This is a genomic window from Streptomyces sp. DS1-CR2 (assembly GCF_055760475.1).
In genome coordinates, this window is record NZ_CM147085.1 from 8,584,867 (window position 1) to 8,606,054 (window position 21,188).

The 21,188-nt window shown below is 70.8% G+C and carries 13 protein-coding genes, 1 pseudogene and 1 riboswitch; of the genes and pseudogenes, 3 read left to right on the forward strand and 11 right to left on the reverse strand.

Going from position 1 to position 21,188, the window contains the following annotated elements; translation table 11 throughout:
• Window positions 1-121 precede the first annotated feature (121 nt).
• The gene (thiD, locus tag ACY0PA_RS40165) at window positions 122-967 is read right to left on the reverse strand and encodes a bifunctional hydroxymethylpyrimidine kinase/phosphomethylpyrimidine kinase (RefSeq protein WP_473082270.1); all 846 of its coding nucleotides are present in this window, start codon (window positions 965-967) and stop codon (window positions 122-124) included.
• Window positions 964-2,403, reverse strand: a complete 1,440-nt coding sequence (locus ACY0PA_RS40170) for a purine-cytosine permease family protein (RefSeq protein ID WP_473082271.1) — start codon at window positions 2,401-2,403, stop codon at window positions 964-966. The genes thiD and ACY0PA_RS40170 overlap by 4 nt, the downstream gene beginning before the upstream one ends.
• Window positions 2,396-2,490: riboswitch (TPP riboswitch) on the reverse strand. (Overlaps the previous gene by 8 nt.)
• Window positions 2,491-2,695: 205 nt before the next feature.
• On the opposite strand from ACY0PA_RS40170, the pseudogene ACY0PA_RS40175 reads away from it, so the two are divergent.
• Window positions 2,696-2,981: pseudogene (locus tag ACY0PA_RS40175) on the forward strand (serine hydrolase); the annotation flags it as partial.
• A 191-nt stretch (window positions 2,982-3,172) separates the two neighbouring features.
• On the opposite strand, the gene ACY0PA_RS40180 reads toward ACY0PA_RS40175, so the two are convergent.
• From ACY0PA_RS40180 to ACY0PA_RS40205, 6 genes are all read right to left on the reverse strand, one after another.
• The gene (locus ACY0PA_RS40180; protein ID WP_473082272.1) at window positions 3,173-4,141 is read right to left on the reverse strand and encodes a TauD/TfdA dioxygenase family protein; all 969 of its coding nucleotides are present in this window, start codon (window positions 4,139-4,141) and stop codon (window positions 3,173-3,175) included.
• Between the two features lie 446 nt (window positions 4,142-4,587).
• Window positions 4,588-6,813: a 1,4-alpha-glucan branching enzyme gene (gene glgB / locus ACY0PA_RS40185; RefSeq protein WP_473086584.1), complete on the reverse strand. Its 2,226-nt coding sequence runs from the start codon at window positions 6,811-6,813 to the stop codon at window positions 4,588-4,590.
• Between the two features lie 102 nt (window positions 6,814-6,915).
• The gene (locus ACY0PA_RS40190; RefSeq protein ID WP_473082273.1) at window positions 6,916-8,286 is read right to left on the reverse strand and encodes a maltokinase N-terminal cap-like domain-containing protein; all 1,371 of its coding nucleotides are present in this window, start codon (window positions 8,284-8,286) and stop codon (window positions 6,916-6,918) included.
• Between the two features lie 55 nt (window positions 8,287-8,341).
• Complete coding sequence (treS, locus tag ACY0PA_RS40195; RefSeq protein ID WP_473082274.1) at window positions 8,342-10,054, reverse strand: maltose alpha-D-glucosyltransferase; 1,713 nt, start codon at window positions 10,052-10,054, stop codon at window positions 8,342-8,344.
• Window positions 10,051-12,060 carry an alpha-1,4-glucan--maltose-1-phosphate maltosyltransferase gene (locus tag ACY0PA_RS40200; protein WP_473082275.1) on the reverse strand — a complete coding sequence of 670 codons (2,010 nt, stop codon included), beginning with the start codon at window positions 12,058-12,060 and terminating at the stop codon, window positions 10,051-10,053. Before ACY0PA_RS40200 ends, treS begins: the two co-directional genes overlap by 4 nt.
• A gap of 251 nt (window positions 12,061-12,311) precedes the next feature.
• Window positions 12,312-12,584 (reverse strand): DUF5133 domain-containing protein, encoded by a 273-nt coding sequence (locus ACY0PA_RS40205; protein ID WP_473082276.1) that lies wholly within the window; start codon window positions 12,582-12,584, stop codon window positions 12,312-12,314.
• A 305-nt stretch (window positions 12,585-12,889) separates the two neighbouring features.
• Between ACY0PA_RS40205 and ACY0PA_RS40210 the strand changes: the two genes are divergently transcribed.
• Entirely contained in the window at window positions 12,890-13,468 is a 579-nt protein-coding gene (locus tag ACY0PA_RS40210; RefSeq protein WP_473082277.1) for a pep a2, read from the forward strand.
• Between the two features lie 172 nt (window positions 13,469-13,640).
• The gene (gene glgX, locus ACY0PA_RS40215; RefSeq protein WP_473082278.1) at window positions 13,641-15,770 is read left to right on the forward strand and encodes a glycogen debranching protein GlgX; all 2,130 of its coding nucleotides are present in this window, start codon (window positions 13,641-13,643) and stop codon (window positions 15,768-15,770) included.
• A gap of 55 nt (window positions 15,771-15,825) precedes the next feature.
• On the opposite strand, the gene ACY0PA_RS40220 is transcribed toward glgX, so the two are convergent.
• The 3 genes from ACY0PA_RS40220 to ACY0PA_RS40230 form a co-directional block, all read right to left on the reverse strand.
• Window positions 15,826-18,840, reverse strand: a complete 3,015-nt coding sequence (locus ACY0PA_RS40220; protein WP_473082279.1) for an alpha-mannosidase — start codon at window positions 18,838-18,840, stop codon at window positions 15,826-15,828.
• A 122-nt stretch (window positions 18,841-18,962) separates the two neighbouring features.
• Window positions 18,963-20,234, reverse strand: coding sequence for a glycoside hydrolase 5 family protein (locus ACY0PA_RS40225; protein ID WP_473082280.1), 1,272 nt, complete (start codon window positions 20,232-20,234; stop codon window positions 18,963-18,965).
• A gap of 61 nt (window positions 20,235-20,295) precedes the next feature.
• Window positions 20,296-21,180, reverse strand: coding sequence for a carbohydrate ABC transporter permease (locus ACY0PA_RS40230; protein WP_473086585.1), 885 nt, complete (start codon window positions 21,178-21,180; stop codon window positions 20,296-20,298).
• Window positions 21,181-21,188 lie beyond the last annotated feature (8 nt).

The following is a 21,188-nucleotide window of genomic DNA, read 5'->3' on the forward strand; positions in this document are numbered from 1 at the left end:
GGCTGCGCTCGAGCAGGGGGGACCCCCATCGCGTCGACGCCCTCCTCCGCCTTGCAGCTGCACGCACCAGACGCCGCTGGGCCCGCCCTTCGGGCGGACGACGGGAATTTGAAGACAGGCCCTAGTCCCGTCGCCCTGTAGTCATGGAACGGTCGGCCGGCAGGCGCCACCCATGGTCCACGGGGCCGATGCCCGACCCCAGTGCGAATCCGGCGGCGATCGCCCCCGTGACGTACTCCTTCGCCAGGCGGACGGACTCCGGCACGGGCAGGCCATGGGCGAGGCCCACGGCGACGGCCGACGCCAGGGTGCAACCCGTGCCGTGCGTGTGCCGGTTGTCGTGGCGGGGAGCGCGCAGCCAGTGCTCCTCCGTGCCGTCGGTGAGCAGGTCGACGGCCGCCCCGGGCAGATGGCCGCCCTTGACGACCACCCAGCGCGGGCCGAACGACAGGAGCCGTGCCGCGGCCCGGCGCATGCCGTCGTCGTCCGTGACGGCGAGGCCGGTCAGCTGCGCCACCTCGTCCAGATTCGGCGTGGTCACTGTCGCGACCGGCAGCAGCTTCGTGCGTACGGCGTCCAGCGCGTCCTCGGCGAGCAGTGGATCGCCGTGCTTGGAGACGCTCACCGGGTCCACGACCACGGGGGCGTCCGTGCCGGCGAGCAGTTCGGCCACCGCCTCGACGAGGACCGGCGACGAGAGCATCCCGGTCTTGACCGCCTGGACGCCGATGTCGTCCACGACGCTGCGGTACTGCGTGCGCACCGCGTCGACAGGGAGTTCCCACGCTCCCTGGACCCCGAGGGAATTCTGCGCGGTGACGGCCGTCAGGACGCTCATGCCGTGGGCACCGAGCGCCAGCATCGTCTTGAGGTCGGCCTGGATCCCGGCGCCACCGCCCGAATCCGAACCGGCGACGGTCAGGACGCGGGGCGGCGCGACGCGTCCGCTGCTCGCAGGCACGGTCATGTGCGGGCCTCCTCGTACGGTGCGGTGCGGGCGTCAGCGGTCGGGCGGCGCAGCCTCAGGGGCGCGTACACGACGAGCGCGGCGACGAAGGCCACGTAGTACGCGAGGTCGGCGCCGTGCAGGGCCTTTGCGACCGGGCCCACGTACAGGCCGCTGTCCATGAACGGGACCGCCGCGGCGAAGGCGGCGACGAAGGCGAGGAGCCCGGGCCACCAGGGCTGTGGCCGGGCGGACTCGGCGGCCAGGTCGACCGGCGCGCCGCCCCGGGCCCTGGCGCGCGCGAACCAGTCGACGGCCACGACCGCGACGAAGCCCGGGATCCAGTAGCCGACGAACAGCAGGACGTTCTGGAAGCGGGCCGCGGTGTCGGCGGCATGCATCCACAGCACCAGCGGGAAGCCGAGCACCGCAGCGAGCGCCGCCGCGAGCGGCCGCGGGATCCGGACGCCGATGGTCTGCAGGGCCAGCGAGCCGCTGTAGTCGTTCATGGCGTTGCTGCACAGGGCCGCCAGCGCCACGGCGAGCAGCCCGAAGGAGCCGAGAACGCCGCCGCCGAGCAGCTCGTCGACGCCGCGCGCGGTCTGGTCGGTGAAGACGGAGGCGCCCCACAGCCCGAGGGCCTGGACAGCGACGAAGGAAACGGTGACGCCGAGGAGCGTGAACCAGAACATGCGCTGACGGGATGTGGCCGCCGGGAGGTAGCGACTGAAGTCGCTGGCGTAGGGCGCCCAGGACAGGGACAGGCTGAGCGCGATCGTGCTGGTCAGGACGAACGCGCCGGCCTGGTCGGCGCCGTGCGCGGCCCCGTTGGTGACCGGATGGACACCGTCGAGAAGCCTGACGGCGAGGACCACGAAGGCGGCGGCCAGTACGAAGGTCATCAGCTTCTGGAGCCGGTGGACGGCCTCGTAGCCGAGCACGCCCAGCGCGCCCTGCGCCAGCATCGTCACGAGCACGCCGACCCAGAACGGCCAGCCGCACAGCCGGGCGAGCGCGTCACCGCCGAAGAGGCCGATCAGCGCGTCCCAGGCGACCGACGACAGCCACTGCAGGACGCCGGGCACCGCGACGGCCCGGCCGAACGCGAGCCGCGCCAGCGGGAGCTGCCCCGCGCCGGTCGCGCTGCCCCACGTACCGAGATACGCGGTGGGCACGGCGCCGACGAGGGTGCCGATGACGACGGCGGCCAGTGCGGTGGCGAAGTCCAGGCCGAGTGCGATGCCGACGGTGCCGGTGAAGACGCCGGTCATGGTCAGGTTCGGGGCGAACCACACGGTGAACAGGCGCCCGGCGCCGCCGTAGCGGTGGGTCTCGGGGACCGGCGCGATCCCGCGCGCCTCGACCCGCAGATCACCGGGCGCCGCGGGCATCCGCCCGTCGAAGACGGAGCGCGGTCCGGTGGTCCCGGTGCTGCTCGGGGCATGGGGCAACGACATTGGCTGACATCCCTCCGCCAGTGCTAACTGGTTCAGGTTCGACGGGTGTGATCTCAGCCCTCGTGCGGGGCACCCCGTGTCCGGTACGTCGGCAAGGTTAGCTTCCCTGTTCGAGGAGGCAACCCCCGGGGGAGTGGCGGCGTCCGCTGCGTGGACGGCGCACACCGCCGCGCGCAATGCGTTCGAGGTGTGTGGCGCACCCCCGTACCGTGATCGATTCGAAGATCGCGGACGGTACGGGCACACGGGACCGGGCTCCGCGACCCCAGGGACACGCTGAGGACGGGACACGATGAAACAGCGCCACGGTTGGGCCGATGAACGGTTCGGGGCCGTCGCCGATGTGTTCGCGCGGAACTTCGCGGAGTTCCCCGAACTCGGCGCCGCCGTCACGGTGTTCGCCGGCGGACGGAAGGTCGTCGAACCTGTGGGGCGGCGTCTCGGACGAGCGGACCGGGCGCGCCTGGGAACTGGACACCGCCGTCCCCGTCTTCTCGGGCGGCTAGGGTCTGGTGAGCCTGGGCGCGCACATCCTCGCCCAGGAGGGCCGGCTCGACCTCGATGCCCCGGTGAGCCGGCCACCAGGAGGTGGCCGAGGCGGTAGCCACGGGCCGTTCGGCCGAAGCGGCGCACGCAGTGACGGCCATCGTCAGCGCCGCCCACAGCGAGGTCGAAGACCTACTGGCGGGCGGGTCGTGCGGGTACGGGGTCTGAGGGGAGGCGCAACCAGTCCCCTTGATCGCTTCCGGGCGGCGCCGGGCCGGCCCCCCTACGCGGCCGAGTTCCCCGAAGCGATGCCGAAGGCCGGGTCCGGCACTGACTCGGGGGACAGGAGCACTGAGGAACGGCCGTCGACGCCCACGGGCACGTCGCCGTCGATCGTCACCCGGCGCAGCTTGCGCTCGTGGTCGTCGGAGTCGTCCACGCCGTAGTGCTGCGTGGCGCGGTTGTCCCAGATGGCGACGTCCCCCGCCCGCCACTGCCAGCGCACCGTGTTCTCGGGGCGTTCGATGTGCGACTGGAACAGGTCGACGAGCGCGCGCGAGTCCCGGCCGGTCAGACCGGCGATGCGCTGCACGAAGTTGCCGAGCAGCAGCCCGCGCTCGCCGGTCTCCGGGTGCACGCGGACCACCGGGTGCTCGGTGAGGAACTTGGTCGACGCGAACACCTCACGGAACCGCTCGAGCTGCTCCGGCACGGCGTCCGGGCGCAGCGCCGCGTAGTCGTAGTCGTTCGAGTGCACGGCGCGCAGCCCGTCCGCGAGCGCGCGCAGCGACGCGGGCAGATGCGCGTAGGCAGTGGCAGTGTTGGCCCACAGGGTGTTCCCGCCGTAGGGCGGTACGGTCACGGCGCGCAGGATGGAGAACGCCGGGTAGGCGGGCACGAAGGTGACGTCCGTGTGCCACTGGTTGGCGCGTCCTCCGTGGTCCGAGTCGATCGGGAACGAGTAACGGCCGTCCACGGACGGGACGGTGGGGTGGGCGACCGGCGTGCCGAGGAGCCGGCCGAACGCCTCGTGGCTGTCCTCGTCCAGGTGGTCCTGGCCACGGAAGAAGACGACCTTGTGGCGCAGCAGTGCGGAGCGGACGGCAGCGACGGTTGCGGGCGGGAGGTCGCCGCCGAGACGTACGCCGGAGATGACGGCGCCGAGCCGGCCGCCGACCTTCTCGACCGTGATACCGGGGCCGTCGTCGGAGTTCTGGGCCGGGAGGGTGTCCGTGGTGGGTGCGGAGGTCATGATGAGGGTCCTTTCGGGGCGGGCGCGAAGGACGCGACGTTGGCCCGAGCGTGGCCAAGTGCGGCTGGAGGGGCGGCAATTGAGGCGGCGGGAGTGGCCTGCCTCGATGTCCGTGTGAACGGGGGCGGACGCAGATCGCGTACGCGTGCCTCAGATGCGGCGCAGGGTCGCCGGACAGCGGCCCGTACACGCCATCGGCGCATCGTGCCGGGCATCAACGGGCCGCGAGACGGGAGTGCTCGTCGCGGACATGTCTGCGAGCGTCGCAGCGCCTGCGCGACACGGTCAAGCGCGGTCCCGGGCGCCCCGGGTGATTTCACACCCCTGCAATGCCGCCGCCATCACCACCGACGGAAGCCCCTCACCACAGCGCTGCCGTACCCCCCGTTGGCCGCCGCCACTCCACGTGACCCGGCGACGGCCCTCGCCCACCTCCTCGACGCCGGTCAGGCAGGCCGCAGCCACACCGTCGCCAGCGGCGGCACTGTCAGCTGGATCGAGACGGGCCGGCCGTGGCTCGGCCGAGGGTCCGGCTTGAGGACGCCGGCGTTGACGACGTCGCTGCCGCCGTACCTTGCCGCGTCCGTGTTCAGGACCTCGAACCAGCCGGGGACCGAGTCCGGCACGCCGAGCCGGTAGTTCTCGCGGACCGCCGGGGAGAAGTTGCACACGGCCAGCAGGGGCGCGCCGTCCGCCGCGAACCGCAGGAACGCGAGGACGTTGTCGTCGGCCGCGTCCGCGGTGATCCACGAGAACCCCGCGGGCGTGGTGTCCCGTTCCCAGAGGGCGGGCGCGGCCGCGTACTCGTGGTTGAGGTCGCGCACCAGGTCGAGGACCCCGCGGTGGTCCGGCTCGGCCTCGTAGGCCGGGTCGAGGAGCCACCAGTCCGGGCCGTGCCCCTCCGACCACTCGGCCCCCTGCGCGAACTCCTGCCCCATGAACAGGAGTTGCTTGCCCGGGTGGGCCCACATGAAGCCGAGGTACGCGCGGTGGTCGGCTCGCCGCTGCCACCAGTCGCCGGGCATCTTCGACACGAGCGCGCGCTTGCCGTGCACCACTTCGTCGTGCGAGAGGGGAAGCAGATAGTTCTCGCTGTAGGCGTACACCATCGAGAACGTCAGCTCGTTGTGGTGGTACTTGCGGTGCACGGGCTCGTGCACGATGTACTGCAGCGAGTCATGGCTCCAGCCCATGTTCCACTTCAGGCCGAAGCCGAGACCCCCGAAGCCGCCCTGGCCGATGTGGTGGGTCGGCCGCGTGACGCCGTCCCACGCGGTCGACTCCTCGGCGATCGTCACGACGCCCGGGCAGCGGCGGTACACCGTCGCGTTCATCTCCTGGAGGAAGGCCACGGCGTCGAGGTTCTCGCGGCCGCCGTGCCCGTTCGGCGACCACTGGCCTTCCTCGCGCGAGTAGTCGAGGTAGAGCATGGAGGCGACGGCGTCGACGCGCAGGCCGTCGATGTGGAACTCCTCGCACCAGTACACGGCGTTGGCGACCAGGAAGTTGCGGACCTCCTTGCGGCCGTAGTCGAACTCGAGGGTGCCCCAGTCCGGGTGCTCGGCGCGGCGCGGGTCCTGCGGCTCGTACAGGGCGGTGCCGTCGAAGCCCGCCAGCGCCCAGTCGTCCTTCGGGAAGTGGGCCGGCACCCAGTCCACGATCACGCCGATGCCTGCCTGGTGCAGGGTGTCGACGAGGTACCGGAAGTCGTCGGGTGTGCCCATGCGGGACGTCGGGGCGTAGAAGCCGGTGACCTGGTAGCCCCACGACCCGCCGAACGGATGCTCGGCCACGGGCATGAACTCGACGTGGGTGAAGCCGAGATCACTCACGTAGGTGGCGAGCTGGTCGGCGACATCGCGGTAGTTCATGCCCGGCCGCCAGGAGGGCAGATGGACCTCGTACACCGAGAAGGGCGCCTCGTGCACCGGACGCTGCCCGCGCTTCTTCATCCACGCGGAGTCCCCCCACGTGTGGGACGACTCCGTCACGACGGACGCGGTCGCGGGCGGCACCTCGGTGCGCCGGGCCAGCGGGTCCGCGCGCACGGTGTGCGAACCGTCGGGGCGCGTGATGTCGAACTTGTACAGCGCTCCCTCGCCGATGTCCGGCAGGAACAGCTCCCACACGCCCGACGAGCCGAGCGACCGCATCGGGAACGCGGTGCCGTCCCAGGCACAGAAGTCCCCGCAGACGCGCACGCCGCGCGCGTTCGGCGCCCACACCGTGAACCGGGTGCCCGCGACCCCTTCGTGCGTCATCGGCTGGGCGCCCAGAGCGGTCCACAGCTCCTCGTGCCGCCCCTCGCCGATCAGATGCAGGTCGAACTCCCCGAGAGCGGGCAGGAAGCGATAGGGGTCATGCACCTCCCGCTCGTCCCCGTCGTACGTCACGAGCAGCGTGTACGCGGGAATCGCGTCGAGCGGCAGCACACCGGTGAAGAGACCGTCACCCGCGTCACGGAGCTCCACGCGCCGGCCCTTGACCGACACGGCGACGGCCTGGGCGTAAGGCCGCAGCACCCGGAATGCGACACCGCCGTCCACCAGGTGCGCGCCGAGCAGGGAGTGCGGGTCGTGATGCTCACCCCACAGCAGGCGTCCGCGGTCCGCCCCGTCCAGAACGGGGGCGGGCAGGACTTTGAGGCGACCGGAGCCGGGCTTGTCGGACAGGCCGACGGCCTTGGGGGCGGAGGTCTTGCGAGCTGCCACGGTTCTGTCTCCTCGGGGGTGAGCGAGTTCTGCAGGCGGACGGCGGGGTTGCCGCCGCCTGGTTCAGCGGGGATCGGCGAGGCGGCTGATCGCCGCCATCGGCACGGGCAGCCAGTCGGGCCGGTGCCGCGCCTCGTACAGCACTTCGTAAAGGGCCCGGTCCGTCTCGAAGGCGCGGAGCAGGTCGGGTTCCTCGCGCGGGTCCGACTTCGACTCGGCCGCGTAGCCGGCGCAGTAGGCGTCCCGGCAGCGCAGCGACCACTCGGGCCGCCAGGGCAGACGGGTGCGGGCCGCGTAGTCGAAGGAGCGGAGCATGCCCGCCACATCGCGTACGGGGGACTGCGCGTGGCGGCGTTCGGCGAGCGGGCGGGCCGGCTCGCCCTCGAAGTCGATGACGAACCACTGCTGCTCCGACCACAGCACCTGCCCCAGATGGAGGTCGCCGTGGATCCGCTGCGGGGGCCGCGCCGAGTCGACGAGCGCGAACGCGTCGAACGCGGCCCGCAGCCCCGGCGCGTGCGGAAGCACCGCGGGCACGGAGCGGGCCGTGGATTCGAGGCGTTCGGTCATCGCCTGCGCGAGGTGCCGGTTGCGGTGCGGCACAGTGGTGTCGACCGGGAACGCCGCGGTCAGCGCGAGATGGATCTCGGCGGTCGCCCGCCCCAGTTCGTACGCCTCGTCGGTGAAGTCCCTGCCGGAGGCGAGCGACCGGAGCGCGAGGGTCCAGCCGTCGTCCGCGTCGGGCAGGAACGGCTGGAGGACGCCGAGCGTCGCCTGCTGGGGCTGCGAGGTGCGGAACCACGCGACGGGTCCCGGCACACGGGTGCAGCCCTGTCGGGCGAGCGCCCGCGGCACTTCCAGATCCGGGTTGACGCCGGCCTGGACACGCCGGAAGACCTTCAGGATGAACGAATCCCCGTACACCAGCGACGTGTTGGACTGTTCGGCGTCGAGGACGCGTGGCGTGAGCCCGGCGGGCACGGTGACCTGCGGGTCGCGTTCGAAGCGCAGGGGGCCCGCCGTGCCCGGGTGGCGCAGCCGTTCCAGGAGCAGCCCGGCCGACCGGGGCTCCTGGAGGGCGTCGTACACCATGAGGCCGGTCAGCGGGCCCTCGGTCGCGCGGCCGATGAAGGCCGGCGCGAGCGACGGCGGCAGCATCTCCCTTACGCCGAGCAGGAGTTGGTAGAGATTGTCGGCCGGGGGCGTGCCCGAGCCGGAGCGGATCGCCTGCGAGGCGTGCTCGGCGCGCAACAGCAGGTGCAGGCAGCCCGGGTGCAGCTCGGTCATCGAGGCCAGGGTCAGCCCGGTGACGGGCCGGCCCTTCCCCGCGAACCAGCGCTGCCGCGGCAGCCATTCATGCAGCAGACCGGCGAGTGAGTTCAGCAGCAGAGAGGGGCTGACGCCGGTCGGACTCTGCAGTGCGGCCTTGGGCATGGCGACGACTCCTTTCGAGGGCGGACAGACGGACCCAGGGGCGTGGGGCCGCCGGTCACCACGTGGTGCTGACGGCTTCCTTGCGGAGCCGGAACCAGTAGAAGCCGTGGCCCGCAAGGGTCAGCAGGTACGGGAGCTGGCCGATGGCCGGGAAGCGGACCCCACCGATGAGCTCGACCGGGTGGCGGCCGTCGAAGGCCTGGAGGTCGAGCTCGGTGGGCTGTGCGAAGCGCGAGAAGTTGTGCACGCACAGGACGAGGTCGTCTTTGTACTCGCGCAGGAACGCGATCACGGCCGGGTTGGACGACGGCAGTTCGGTGTACGAGCCGAGGCCGAACGCTTCGTTCTGCTTGCGGATCTCGATCATCCGGCGCGTCCAGTGCAGCAGCGAGGACGGGGACGACATCGAGGCCTCGACGTTCGTGACCTGGTAGCCGTAGACCGGGTCCATGATCGTGGGCAGGGAGAGTCGGCCCGGGTCGCAGGACGAGAAGCCCGCGTTGCGATCGGGTGTCCACTGCATCGGTGTACGGACCGCGTCGCGGTCGCCGAGCCAGATGTTGTCGCCCATGCCGATCTCGTCGCCGTAGTAGAGGATCGGCGAGCCCGGCAGGGAGAGCAGCAGGGCGGTGAAGAGTTCGATCTGGTTGCGGTCGTTGTCGAGGAGCGGCGCGAGGCGGCGGCGGATGCCGATGTTGGCCCGCATGCGCGGGTCCTTGGCGTACTCCGCGTACATGTAGTCGCGCTCTTCGTCGGTGACCATTTCGAGCGTGAGCTCGTCGTGGTTGCGCAGGAAGATGCCCCACTGGCAACTCGAGGGAATGGCGGGCGTTTTGGCCAGGATTTCCGAGACCGGGTGGCGCGACTCGCGGCGTACAGCCATGAAGATGCGCGGCATGACCGGGAAGTGGAACGCCATGTGGCACTCGTCGCCGCCGGAGGTGTAGTCGCCGAAGTAGTCGACCACGTCTTCAGGCCACTGGTTGGCCTCGGCGAGCAGGACCGTGTCCGGGTAGTGCGCGTCGATCTCGGCCCGTACGCGCTTGAGGAAGGCGTGGGACGCGGGGAGGTTCTCGCAGTTGGTCCCTTCCTCGGCGTAGAGGTAGGGCACGGCGTCGAGCCGGAAGCCGTCGATGCCGAGGTCCAGCCAGAAGCGCAGCGCGGCGAGAATCTCCTCCTGCACGCGCGGGTTCTCGTAGTTGAGATCCGGCTGGTGGGAGAAGAAGCGGTGCCAGAAGTACTGCTGGCGCACCGGGTCGAAGGTCCAGTTCGACGCCTCGGTGTCGACGAAGATGATCCGCGCGTCCTCGTACTGCTTGTCGTCGTCGGCCCAGACGTAGTAGTCGCCGTACGGCCCGTCGGGGTCCTTGCGGGACTCCTGGAACCACGGGTGCTGGTCGCTCGTGTGGTTCATGACGAAGTCGATGATCAGGCGCATCCCGCGCTGGTGCGCGGCGTCGACGAACTCCACGAAGTCCGCGAGATTGCCGAACTCGGGCAGGACCGCCGTGTAGTCGGATACGTCGTAACCGCCGTCCCTCAGTGGGGACTTGAAGAACGGCGGCAGCCACAGGCAGTCCACGCCCAGCCATTGGAGGTAGTCCAGCCTGGACGTGATGCCCTTGAGGTCGCCGACTCCGTCGCCGTTGCTGTCCTGGAAGGAGCGGACGAGGACCTCGTAGAAGACGGCACGTTTGAACCAGTCGGGATCCCGGTCCTTGGCGGGGGTGTCCTCGAATTTGTCCTGGACGGGCTTGTTGACGATCATGTGGTGGGTGACCCTCCGGTGGGCGGTGAGGACGGTCGCAGGACGGTGAGGATGTGCGCGGGCGCGCGGCCCGGTTCCAGACGCACAAAGTTCGTCCTGCCCCATTGGTATGTCTCGCCGGTCAGCTCGTCGTGGACCGGCACGCTCGCGTGCGCGTCGAGTCCGAGCTGAGGCATGTCCAGAGAAACCGTCGCCTCCTGGGTGTGGTGGGGGTCGAGATTGACGACCACCACAACCGTGTCGGGGCCCGAACGCTTGCTGTACGCGATCAGCGCGTCGTTGTCGGTCCGGTGGAAGTGGAGATTCCTGAGCAGGTGCAGGGCGCTGTGGTTCCGCCTGACGCGGTTCAGGGTGGTGATGAGCGGGGCGATGGAGCGCCCCTCGCGCTCGGCCGACTCCCAGTCGCGCGGCCGCAGTTCGTACTTCTCCGAATGCACATACTCCTCGCTACCGGGGTGTAGCGGGGTGTTCTCGCACAGCTCGTATCCGGCGTACATCCCCCAGGTCGGGGAGAGTGTGGCCGCGAGCACGGCGCGCACCTCGAAGGCGCGGCGGCCGCCCTTCTGGAGGTAGCGGGGCAGGATGTCGGGTGTGTTCACGAACAGGTTGGGACGCATGTAGGCGGCCGTGTCCCGGGAGAGCTCCGTGAGGTATTCGGTGAGCTCCTGCTTCGTGTCGCGCCAGGTGAAGTACGTGTACGACTGCTGGAAACCGGCCTTGGCGAGCGCCCGCATGATCGGGGGCCGGGTGAAGGCCTCGGCGAGGAACACGACGTCCGGGTCGCTGCGGTTGATGTCGGAGATCACCCGCTCCCAGAACATGACGGGCTTGGTGTGCGGGTTGTCGACGCGGAAGACGCGGACCCCGTGACGCATCCAGAAGCGCAGAACCCGGGTCGTCTCCTCGATCAGCCCCAGCATGTCCTGGTCGAACGCGATCGGGTAGATGTCCTGGTACTTCTTCGGCGGGTTCTCCGCGTACGCGATCGTGCCGTCGGATCTGTGCTCGAACCACTCCGGGTGCTTCTCCACCCACGGGTGGTCCGGGGAGCACTGGAGGGCGAAGTCGAGCGCGATCTCCAGATCGAGTTCCCCGGCCCGGCGCACGAACGCGTCGAAGTCGTCGAGCGTGCCGAGGTCCGGGTGGATCGCGTCGTGACCGCCTTCGGGCGAGCCGACCGCCCACGGCACTCCGACATCCCACGGGTCGGCCGACAGGCTGTTGTTCGGCCCCTTGCGGAAGGTGGTGCCGATGGGATGGATCGGCGGCAGATAGACCACGTCGAAACCCATGGCGGCGACGGCGGGAAGGCGCTCGGCCGCCGTGCGGAACGTGCCGCTCACCGGGCGTTCGCCCTCGCGGACCACGGCGCCCTCGGAGCGCGGGAACATCTCGTACCAGGCCCCGTACAGCGCCCGTTCGCGCTCGACGAGCAGCGGCAGGGGCGCCGAGCGGGAGACGTTTTCGCGCAGCGGATGCTCCGCCAGCGCGGCGGTCACGTCCGGCGCGAGGGCCGCCGCGTGGCGGGCGGCGGGAGGCCGGTCCTCGTCGCGGAGCGCGTCCACGGCCGCGAGGACCGCGTTGCGTCCCGCGCCTTCAGGAACGCCGGCGGCGGCACGCTCGTGCAGCGCGGCGCCCTCCTCCAGGATCAGCTCCGTGTCGATCCCGGCCGGGACCTTGATGCCGGCGGACCGGCGCCACGAGGACACGGGATCGCCCCACGCCTCCACCGAGTACGTCCAGTTGCCCACGGCCGTCGGGGTGACGTCGGCGCCCCAGCGGTCGCTGCCCGGGGACAGTTCACGCATCGGGGTCCACGGGCCCGGCCGGCCGTCGGGGCCGCGCAGCACGACATTGGCGGAGACGGCGGCATGGCCCTCGCCGAAGAGCGTGGCGGAGACCTCGAACGTCTCGCCCGGGACCGCCTTCGCCGGACGCCTGCCGCAGTCGACGGCCGGGAGGACGTCCACGATCGGGACGCGGCCCGTCACCGTGCCTGGGTTCATCAGTTGCACCTCCGCCGTGCTCGAGGCAGGGCCGTCCTCGCTCGGGGGCCGCCGGGTTCACATGCGCCACGGGACGCGCCGTCACTCGCACACCAGTTGGCCCGGCACGTGGCCGGGCACAGCAGGGTGTCACCGACGGGCTGCGTCCCTCCGGCGACACGCTACGGGAGCCGACCGGGCTCGGCCTGTCGGGAAATGCCCCGGTTCAGGGCGTGTCGGCCGGCGTCCCGCTTCTGCCGGAGGGTCCGGCGTCACCGCCCGCTGAGGGCGGCGACGGCGACCGCGGGCGCCGCGAGCGGCGGGGCGGCCATGGGCGGATGCTCCACGCTGGGACGGAGATAGCGCTCGGCCGCGTCGGCGGCCTCGCGCCCGCAGCGCTTTCCCATCAGCACGCACAACGTGTAGGCCGTGTCCTCGAAGTGGGCCCGCACCTGGCGGTCGGCGGGCGCCGCCAGCCGCAGGCGTTCCCATGCGCGGTACCGCGCCAGATGACTGGCGACTTCGGTCTTGGTAGGCAGCAACATGTCTCTGTTCACTTCCCACTCTTCGATGCGCACGGTGCACCGGGTCGGTGCGCTGGGGCCGTGCACGGACAGGTACCGAACCGTTACGCCGATCGGTACCTCGTCCCATGGTGCATTTGGCGGTACTTCCCGTCCTGTTGGAGCTTCAACGACGCCGGGAGCGGCTCCTCGTGTTGCACGAATGGAGTAGCGCTCTCATCCTGAGGCTGACTCAGGAGCGATCAGTGCTCACGCTACGTGTTCGGGGTGCGACCCGTGGGGGGCGAGCAACGAGCGGGGGCTTCGCCGGTGAGGAGCCGAAGACGATGAATACAGCAGTCCCCTGCTACTACCACCTCGACGTCGAGGTCAGTTCGGAGCGTGTCGGGCAGGTCAGGCGCATCCTGGCCGCCCACCTCCGGTACTGGAAGCTGGACATTCTCGTCGACCCCGTCTGCCGCGGCGTCGAGGTGTTGCTTCACACGATCGACGAGCACGCCACGGACAAGAACACCACCGTCGAGATGTGGTGGAACGGCCAGCATCTGATCACCGCGGTGTCCGACCACGAGCGTGACCTGCCGGGCCCGCACTACGCCCCGAAGGAGGGATGCCTTGCGGAGATTGCCGCGCTGAGCGATGGCTGGGGCGGCTGCGCCACCGCCACGGGGAAGATCATCTGGTTCTCGCGCCGTGCCCGTCTCGGCGAGCGGGCACCGCTGGTCCCGGTCGGACCCCCGCCGCGCATCAGCGAAGCGCTCGAGATGCCGCGCGAGGTGCCTGTCCCGGCGTTCGCGGGGTCAGTGGTCACGGATCCGCTCGTGGCCACCGCCCCGGCAGCCCGCGCACGCGAGCCGCAACTGTCCGTCCCGCGCAGGGTGGTCCGCCCGACGCCGGTCATGTGACAGCAGCACGGCGCTCCGACCGGAGCGTGTCGCACCGGGCCGCGGTCTGCTTCGGCAGCCGCGGCCCGGCGGCGTGCCAGGACAGCGGCACACGAGGGCCGGGCGCGCGGCAGACGAGGCGCGGACGGCGCGGTGACGACACCGATACCAAGATCATCCGTACCGTGGCCGGATGCTCACCTGGACCGGACGCCCCTATCCCCTCGGCGCGGCATTCGACGGCGACGGAACGAACTTCGCCCTGTTCACGGAGGTTGCCGAGCGCGTCGACCTCGTCCTCCTCCACGACGACGGCACCCACGACACGGTCACCATGACCGAGGTCGACGGCTTCGTATGGCACTGCTATCTGCCCGCCGTCGGCCCCGGCCAGCGCTACGGCTACCGCGTGCACGGCCCGTGGGACCCGGCGGCGGGCCACCGCTGCAACCCCGCGAAGCTGCTCCTCGACCCGTACGCCACCGCCATCGACGAACAGATGGACAACGACCCCTCGCTCTTCGAGCGGACGGCCGCCGGACCGTCCCCGGCCGACAGCGCGGGCCACACCCTTGTCGCCGTGGTGACCGACAGCGCCTTCGACTGGGGCAACGACCGCCCGCCCCTGCGCCCGTACGCCGACACCGTCATCTACGAGGCCCACGTACGCGGCCTGACCCGCACCCACCCCAAGGTCCCCGCCGAACTGCGCGGCACCTACGCGGGCCTCGCGCACCCGGCGGTCATCGAGCACCTGACCTCGCTGGGCGTGACCGCGGTGGAGCTGATGCCGGTGCACCAGTTCGCGCAGGACGGCTTCCTGCGCGACCAGGGCCTGTCGAACTACTGGGGCTACAGCACGATCGGCTTCTTCGCCCCGCACAACGCGTACGCCGCCCGGGGCACCCGCGGCCGGCAGGTCACCGAGTTCAAGTCGATGGTGAAGGCGCTGCACGCGGCCGGCCTCGAAGTGATCCTCGACGTCGTCTACAACCACACCGCGGAAGGCAACGAGAACGGCCCGACGCTCTCCTTCCGAGGCATCGACAACGCGTCCTACTACCGGCTCGTCGACGGCGACCCTGCGCACTACTACGACACCACCGGCACCGGGAACAGCCTGCTGATGCGGCACCCCAGCGTGCTCCAGCTCATCATGGACTCCCTGCGGTACTGGGTCACCGAGATGCACGTCGACGGCTTCCGGTTCGACCTCGCGGCGACGCTGGCCCGGCAGTTCCACGAGGTGGACCGGCTCTCCGCGTTCTTCGACCTGATCCAGCAGGACCCGGTGATCGGCCGTGTCAAGCTCATCGCCGAGCCGTGGGACGTCGGCGAGGGCGGCTACCAGGTCGGCAAGTTCCCGCCCCAGTGGTCGGAGTGGAACGGCAAGTACCGCGACTCCGTACGGGACTTCTGGCGCTCCGGCGAGAACACCCTCGCCGAGTTCGCCTCCCGGCTCACCGGCTCCTCCGACCTCTACCAGCACGACAGCCGCCGCCCGCGCGCCAGCGTCAACTTCGTCACCGCCCACGACGGATTCACGCTGCGCGACCTGGTCTCGTACAACGCCAAGCGCAACGAGGCCAACGGCGAGAACAACCGGGACGGCGAGAGCACCAACCGGTCGTGGAACTGCGGCGCCGAGGGGCCCACCGACGACGAAGGCGTGCTCGAACTGCGTGGCCGGCAGCAGCGCAACCTCCTCGCCACGCTGCTGCTCTCCCAGGGCATCCCCATGCTCGCCCACGGCGACGAACTGGGCCGCACCCAGCAGGGCAACAACAACGCCTTCTGCCAGGACAACGAGATCTCCTGGATCGACTGGCGCCTGAGCGAGGACCAGCGCGAGCTGATGGAGTTCACCCGGCGCACCATCGCCCTGCGCGCCGCCCACCCGGTGCTGCGCCGCCGCCGCTTCTTCCGCGGAGACACGCACACCCACGAGGGCCGGCTCCTGCCCGACCTCGTGTGGCTGCGCCCGGACGCGCGCGAGATGACGGACGACGACTGGCAGCGCGGCGACGCCCACTCGGTCGCCGTGTTCCTCAACGGCGACGCCATCGCCGAGCCCACTCCGTACGGGCGGCCGGTGGTCGACGACTCTTTCCTGCTGCTCCTCAACAGCTACTGGAAGCCGGTCCGCTTCCGCCTCCCGGACGCCACCTACGGCGAGCGGTGGACCACCCGGATCGACACCACCGACCCGCAAGGTGTCGCGGACGAGTTGGAACACAAGCGGGGCACCGATGTGCTGGTCGAGGCCCGCAGCCTGATCCTGCTGTCCCGGGAGGCCGGGACGGCACCCGGAGCGGAGGACTGAACGCGCCGTCCGGTGGGCCGGTTCCGTGACCGGCCCACCGGACGACTACGCCGGCTCAGGCCCGCTTCAGACGCAGCGTCACCAGCTCGAAGGGACGCAGCGACAGTGTGATCCGGTCGCCGTCGCGCTCCGGGTCCGCCGCGTCGGCGAGCGGACGCTCCAGGAGGTCCGTCGCCGCCGCGGCCGCGACCTCGAAGCCCGCCGTGAGCGTGGCGTGCACCCGGCCGCCGCGGGACTCGTGGAAGCGGACCACCACGTCGCCGCTGCCGTCGTCGGCCAGCTTGACCGCCGTCACGACGACCGCGTCCTGGTCGACGTCCACCAGCGGAGCGACCTCGCCGGAGCCGGTCACGTGCCGCTCCGGCAGGTTGATCCGGTAGCCCTCGCGGACCGCGTCCCCGATCGTCGCGCCCGGCACCAGCGCGTGCCGGAAGCGGTGCACACCCTGGTCGGTCTCGGGGTCGGGGAAGCGCGGCGCGCGCAGCAGCGAGACACGGACGGTGGTCGTCGTGCCCGAGTCGCTGTCCCGCACGGTCCGCGTCACGTCATGGCCGTACGTCGAGTCGTTGACGAGCGAGACGCCCCAGCCGGGCTCCTCGGCGTGCACGAACCGGTGGTTGCACGCCTCGAACTTGGCCGCCTCCCAGCTGGTGTTGGTGTGCGTGGGCCGGAAGAAGTGCCCGAACTGCGTCTCGGACGCGTACCGCTCGGCGTGGATGTCCAGCGGGAACGCCAGCTTCAGGAACTTCTCCGTCTCGTGCCAGTCGACCTCCGTGTCGATCCCGAGCCGCCGCTCACCCGCCGTCAGCGAGAGAACCTGGGTGACGCGCGAGTCTCCGAAGCTGCGCACGACGCGCACCGACGCGCCCTCGCCGGGGGCCACCTCGTCGGCGTCCACGAGATCCGTCACGGTATTGCGGTAGAACTCGTCGACGTCCCACGCGTCCCACATGTTCGGGAAGTCCGGGTGGATCTGCAGCAGGTTCGCGGCCCGGCCCGGCGCCACGGTCTCGCGACCCGCGACGAGGTCGTACGCGGACACGACCAGGCCCCGGTCGTCGATCTCCACCCTCAACAGCCCGTTGTCCAGCACGAATCCGCCCGCCGCACGCGAAGCGATCGCGGCCTCGCCCTCGATGACCGGGTTACGGGCGCCGCCCGCGGGCACGCCGTCGCGGGTGTGCGGCGCCGAGTTGAAGACGAGCGTCCCGGAGCCCTCACCGGCCAGGGCGCGCTGGGCCGCGCCGATGATGCCGTTCAGCTCCTGCGTGACCCGCTCGTAGGTCCTGCGCGCCTCGCGGTGCACCCAGGCGATCGACGAGCCGGGCAGGATGTCGTGGAACTGGTGCAGCAGCACCGTCTTCCAGATCCGGTCCAACTCCTCGTACGGGTAAGGGAATCCGGCCCGCACCGCAGCGGTCGCGGCCCACAGCTCGGCCTCGCGCAGCAGGTGCTCGCTGCGCCGGTTGCCCTGCTTCGTCCTGGCCTGGGAGGTCAGCGTGGCGCGGTGGAGTTCCAGGTACAGCTCGCCGACCCACACCGGCGGGTTCGGGTACTCCGCCTCGGCCTTCTTGAAGAACTCCTCCGGCGTCTCCCACACCACCTGCGCGGACCCTTCGAGGTCACGGAGGCGGGCCGCCTTCGCGACCATCTCGCGCGTCGTGCCGCCGCCCCCGTCACCCCAGCCGGTCGGCGCGAGCGAGTGCCGCGCGACCCCCTTGTCCTTGAAGTTCTGCGCCGCGTGGGCGATCTCGCTGCCCTTCATGGAGCAGTTGTACGTGTCCACGGGCGGAAAGTGCGTGAAGATCCGGGTGCCGTCGATGCCCTCCCACTGGAACGTGTGGTGGGGGAACTTGTTGGTCTGCGACCACGAAATCTTCTGCGTGAGAAGCCACTTGGAGCCCGCGGCCTTGATGATCTGCGGAAGCCCCGCGGCGAAGCCGAACGTATCGGGCAGCCACGCCTCGTCGTTCTCGATCCCGAACTCGTCGAGGAAGAACCGCTTGCCGTGCACGAACTGACGGGCCATCGCCTCCGAGCCCGGCATGTTGGTGTCCGACTCCACCCACATGCCGCCCGCCGGCACGAACCGCCCGTCGGTGACCGCCTTCTTCACCCGCGCCCACACCTCGGGCCGGTGCTCCTTGACCCACGCCCACTGCTGGGCCTGCGACATGGCGAAGACGAAGTCGGGCTCGTCCTCCAGGAGCGCCGTCATGTTGGACGTCGTCCGCGCCACCTTGCGCACGGTCTCGCGCAGCGGCCACAGCCACGCCGAGTCGATGTGAGCGTGGCCGACGGCGCTGATGCGGTGTGCCGACGGCACGGCGGGCGCGGCCAGGACGCCCGTCAGCCGCTCGCGTGCGGCGGCCGCCGTGCCGTTCACGTCCTGGAGATCGACCGCGTCGAGCGCGCGCTCCACGGCGCGCAGGATGTCGTAGCGCCGCGCGGACTCCACCGGCAGCTCGGCCATCAGCTCGCCGAGCACTTCGAGATCCATGACGAGCTGCCACACGGTCTCGTCGAGGACCGCGAGATCCATCCGCGCCAGCGTGTACTGCGGCTCGCTGCCCGCGGTCTCCTTGTCACCCAACTGCGTCGGCAGGAAGGGATGGTAGTCGAGGATGACCGGGTTGGACGCCGCCTCGATGTGCAGGCGGACCTCCTCGCCGCCCTCCACCGGGGCGCCGACGCGCACCCACTGGTTGCGCGGGTTGAGGCCCTTCACCGGAGTGCCGTCCGGGCGGTAGACCAGGCCCTCGCACTGGAAGCCGGGCATGTTCTCGTCGAAGCCGAGGTCGAGGATCGCCTCGACGGTCCGGCCCGCCCAGGCCTCGGGCACCGTCCCGGTGACGCGGAACCAGCAGGTGGCCCACGGAGCGCCCCATCGCGCGCCCACCGCGATCGGCTCGGGCGTCGCCGCGAGCCCTTCTTCGACCGGCACCGGCTCGCCCGGCGCGTTCCACACCGCGACCTCCAGCGGCACGGACTCGGGGTACACGGCGGGTCGGATGCGCTCGTCGAGGACGCGCTTGAGACGGCCTTCGACCAGGGTGCGGTCGTCATGCATGAGGGGTACTCCGTAAGGTCCGAGGTGCGGGTGTTCACCAGGCGGGTGGGGCGGACGGGACGCTGTACAACTCCCCGACGCGGCGCACCTCGAATCGTGCGGTCCGTATCAGGTTCGACCGGTTACGGAACCGTGCCGACGGTCCGTGTGACGTGGTCCGGTGTGACCACTTCGGTGATGCCGCGCGCCACCAGATGTTCCTTGTCGTCGGCGCGGCCGGCGAGGACCGTGGTGGGCCGGGCCCCGTCGGCCGTGAGCCGGGCGAACGCCTCGAAGACGGCGCCGCCGGGGGCACACACCGAGCGGTTCGGGGCGGCCTCGTCGTCACCGGCGTCGACGACGAGCGCGGTGGTGCGCGGCGCGGGCGTACGGGGATGGGCGCGCCGGTCCGCGACGATGCGGGCGAGGGCCTTCGCCGCGGGTTTCGGCCGCCGCTCGCTCGTCAGCAGGCCGAGGCTGTACTCGAGTTCGGGAAAATCGGCGAGATCACGGCTGACGTCGTGCGAGCACCACCACGTCACGCCCCACAGGTCCGGGCAGTCGAGCGCGTTCTCGACGGTCGCCTCGGTGAAGTGCGCCGCGTGCTCGGCGGGGACCAGGGGCGCGGGCGCGCCGACCTCCTGCAGCCAGACGGGCCGGTGCGGATCGCCGGCCCAGGCCTTGGACAGCTCGATGAGGTACGCGGCATGGTGCTCGGTGGCCGTCCCGGTGCGGCCGTGGCGCTGCGCCGTCCCGTTGAACACCCACGAATGCACCGCGGTGAGCGCGCCGAGCCGTGCGGAGTGCGCGGGCGTGAACGGCTGGTCGTCCTGGTACCAGGCGGCGTCGTACGAGGCGTGCAGATGGGTCCGCCCCGGCGCGCCCTCCTCGCACGCGGCGAGCACGCGGCGCAGCCAACTCCCCGCCTGCTCCGGTGTGATGCGGTCCGGGTCGGGGTGCGGGCCCGCCGCGAACTGGTTGACCTCGTTGCCGATCGTCATGCCGATGAAGTTGGGCCGGTCGGCGAGCGCCGCGGCGAGCGTGCGCAGATACGCCTCCTGGCCCTCGACCACATCGGGGTCGGTGAAGAGGTTCCGCCGGTGCCACGTCTGCGTCCACGCGGGCAGGAAGTCGAAGCTCGACAGATGCCCTTGCAGGCCGTCCACGTTCACGTCGAGCCCGCGCTCGGCCGCCGCGTCGGCGAGCTCGACGAGGTGCTCGACGGCGCGCGGACGGATCAGCGTGCGGTTGGGCTGGAAGTACGGCCACAGCGGGAACACCCGGATGTGGTCGAGGCCCAGCGCGGCGATCGAGTCGAGATCGGCGCGCACGGCGTCGAGGTCGAAGTCGAGCCAGTGGTGGAACCACCCCTGGCTGGGGGTGTAGTTGACGCCGAAGCGCACGGCAGAAGTCATGCGGAGTCCTGGTTCTGTGGTACGTGGGGGCCTCGGTGACGAGATGTCCGCGGTACGGGTGTCAGCCCTTGACGGCTCCCTCGCCGACCCCGCGGAAGAAGTACCGCTGGAGGCAGGCGAAGAGGACGATCAGCGGCGCGACGGCGATGATCGTGCCGGCCGCGACGATCCGCTCGTCGTTGGCGAAGGTGCCGTGCAGATAGTTCAGGCCGATGGTGAGGGTGAACTTCGCCGGGTCGCTGAGCACGATCAGCGGCCACAGGAAGTCGTCCCATGCGCCCATGAACGCGAAGATCGCGACGACCGCGAGGGTGCCCTTCACGGAGGGCAGCGCGATCCGCAGGAACCGCTGCCAGGCGTTCGCCCCGTCGACGTAGGCCGCCTCCTCGATCTCGTAGGGCAGGTTGAGGAACGCGTTGCGCATCAGCAGGACGTTCATGGCGGCGATGCAGCCCGGCAGAACCACGCCGACGAGCGTGTTGTTGAGGCCGAGTTCGCGCATCGTCGTGAACTGCGCGATGACGATGCTCTCGACGGGCACCAGCATCGCGAGGATGAACACGAGGGTGGCGAACTTCCGGCCGCGGTAGCGCAGCCGGGCGAGCGCGTAGCCCGCGAGCGCGGAGCCGACGCAGTTGGTGACCACGTTGGCCGTGGCGACCTTCAGGGAGTTGAACGCGTAGTCCCAGACGGGGATGGTGTCGGCGACGCGCTCGTAGTTGTGGAGAGTGGGATCGCCCGGCAGGAACTTCGGCGGGGAGCTGAAGATGTCCTCGTGCGTTCCCTTGAGCGAGGTGGACAGCTGCCAGAGGAAGGGCCCGACGGTGATCGCGAGCACGGCGAGCAGCAGCGCGTAGCGCAGCACGAGCTCCCAGACACGGATGCGCCGGCCGTTCTCGTCGGTGACGCCCGGCGCGCGGCGCCGCCGAACCGGCTTGCGTGTCAGGCCTGTTG

Coding starts and splice junctions, on each gene's coding strand:
- thiD (WP_473082270.1), bottom strand. CDS start 967: ATGACCGTGCCTGCGAGCAGCGGACGCGTCGCGCCGCCCCGCGTCCTG.
- ACY0PA_RS40180 (WP_473082272.1), bottom strand. CDS start 4,141: ATGACCTCCGCACCCACCACGGACACCCTCCCGGCCCAGAACTCCGAC.
- ACY0PA_RS40190 (WP_473082273.1), bottom strand. CDS start 8,286: ATGCCCAAGGCCGCACTGCAGAGTCCGACCGGCGTCAGCCCCTCTCTG.
- ACY0PA_RS40225 (WP_473082280.1), bottom strand. CDS start 20,234: ATGACTTCTGCCGTGCGCTTCGGCGTCAACTACACCCCCAGCCAGGGG.
- ACY0PA_RS40210 (WP_473082277.1), top strand. CDS start 12,890: ATGAATACAGCAGTCCCCTGCTACTACCACCTCGACGTCGAGGTCAGT.
- ACY0PA_RS40205 (WP_473082276.1), bottom strand. CDS start 12,584: ATGTTGCTGCCTACCAAGACCGAAGTCGCCAGTCATCTGGCGCGGTAC.
- ACY0PA_RS40170 (WP_473082271.1), bottom strand. CDS start 2,403: ATGTCGTTGCCCCATGCCCCGAGCAGCACCGGGACCACCGGACCGCGC.
- ACY0PA_RS40200 (WP_473082275.1), bottom strand. CDS start 12,060: ATGAACCCAGGCACGGTGACGGGCCGCGTCCCGATCGTGGACGTCCTC.
- ACY0PA_RS40220 (WP_473082279.1), bottom strand. CDS start 18,840: ATGCATGACGACCGCACCCTGGTCGAAGGCCGTCTCAAGCGCGTCCTC.
- treS (WP_473082274.1), bottom strand. CDS start 10,054: ATGATCGTCAACAAGCCCGTCCAGGACAAATTCGAGGACACCCCCGCC.
- glgX (WP_473082278.1), top strand. CDS start 13,641: ATGCTCACCTGGACCGGACGCCCCTATCCCCTCGGCGCGGCATTCGAC.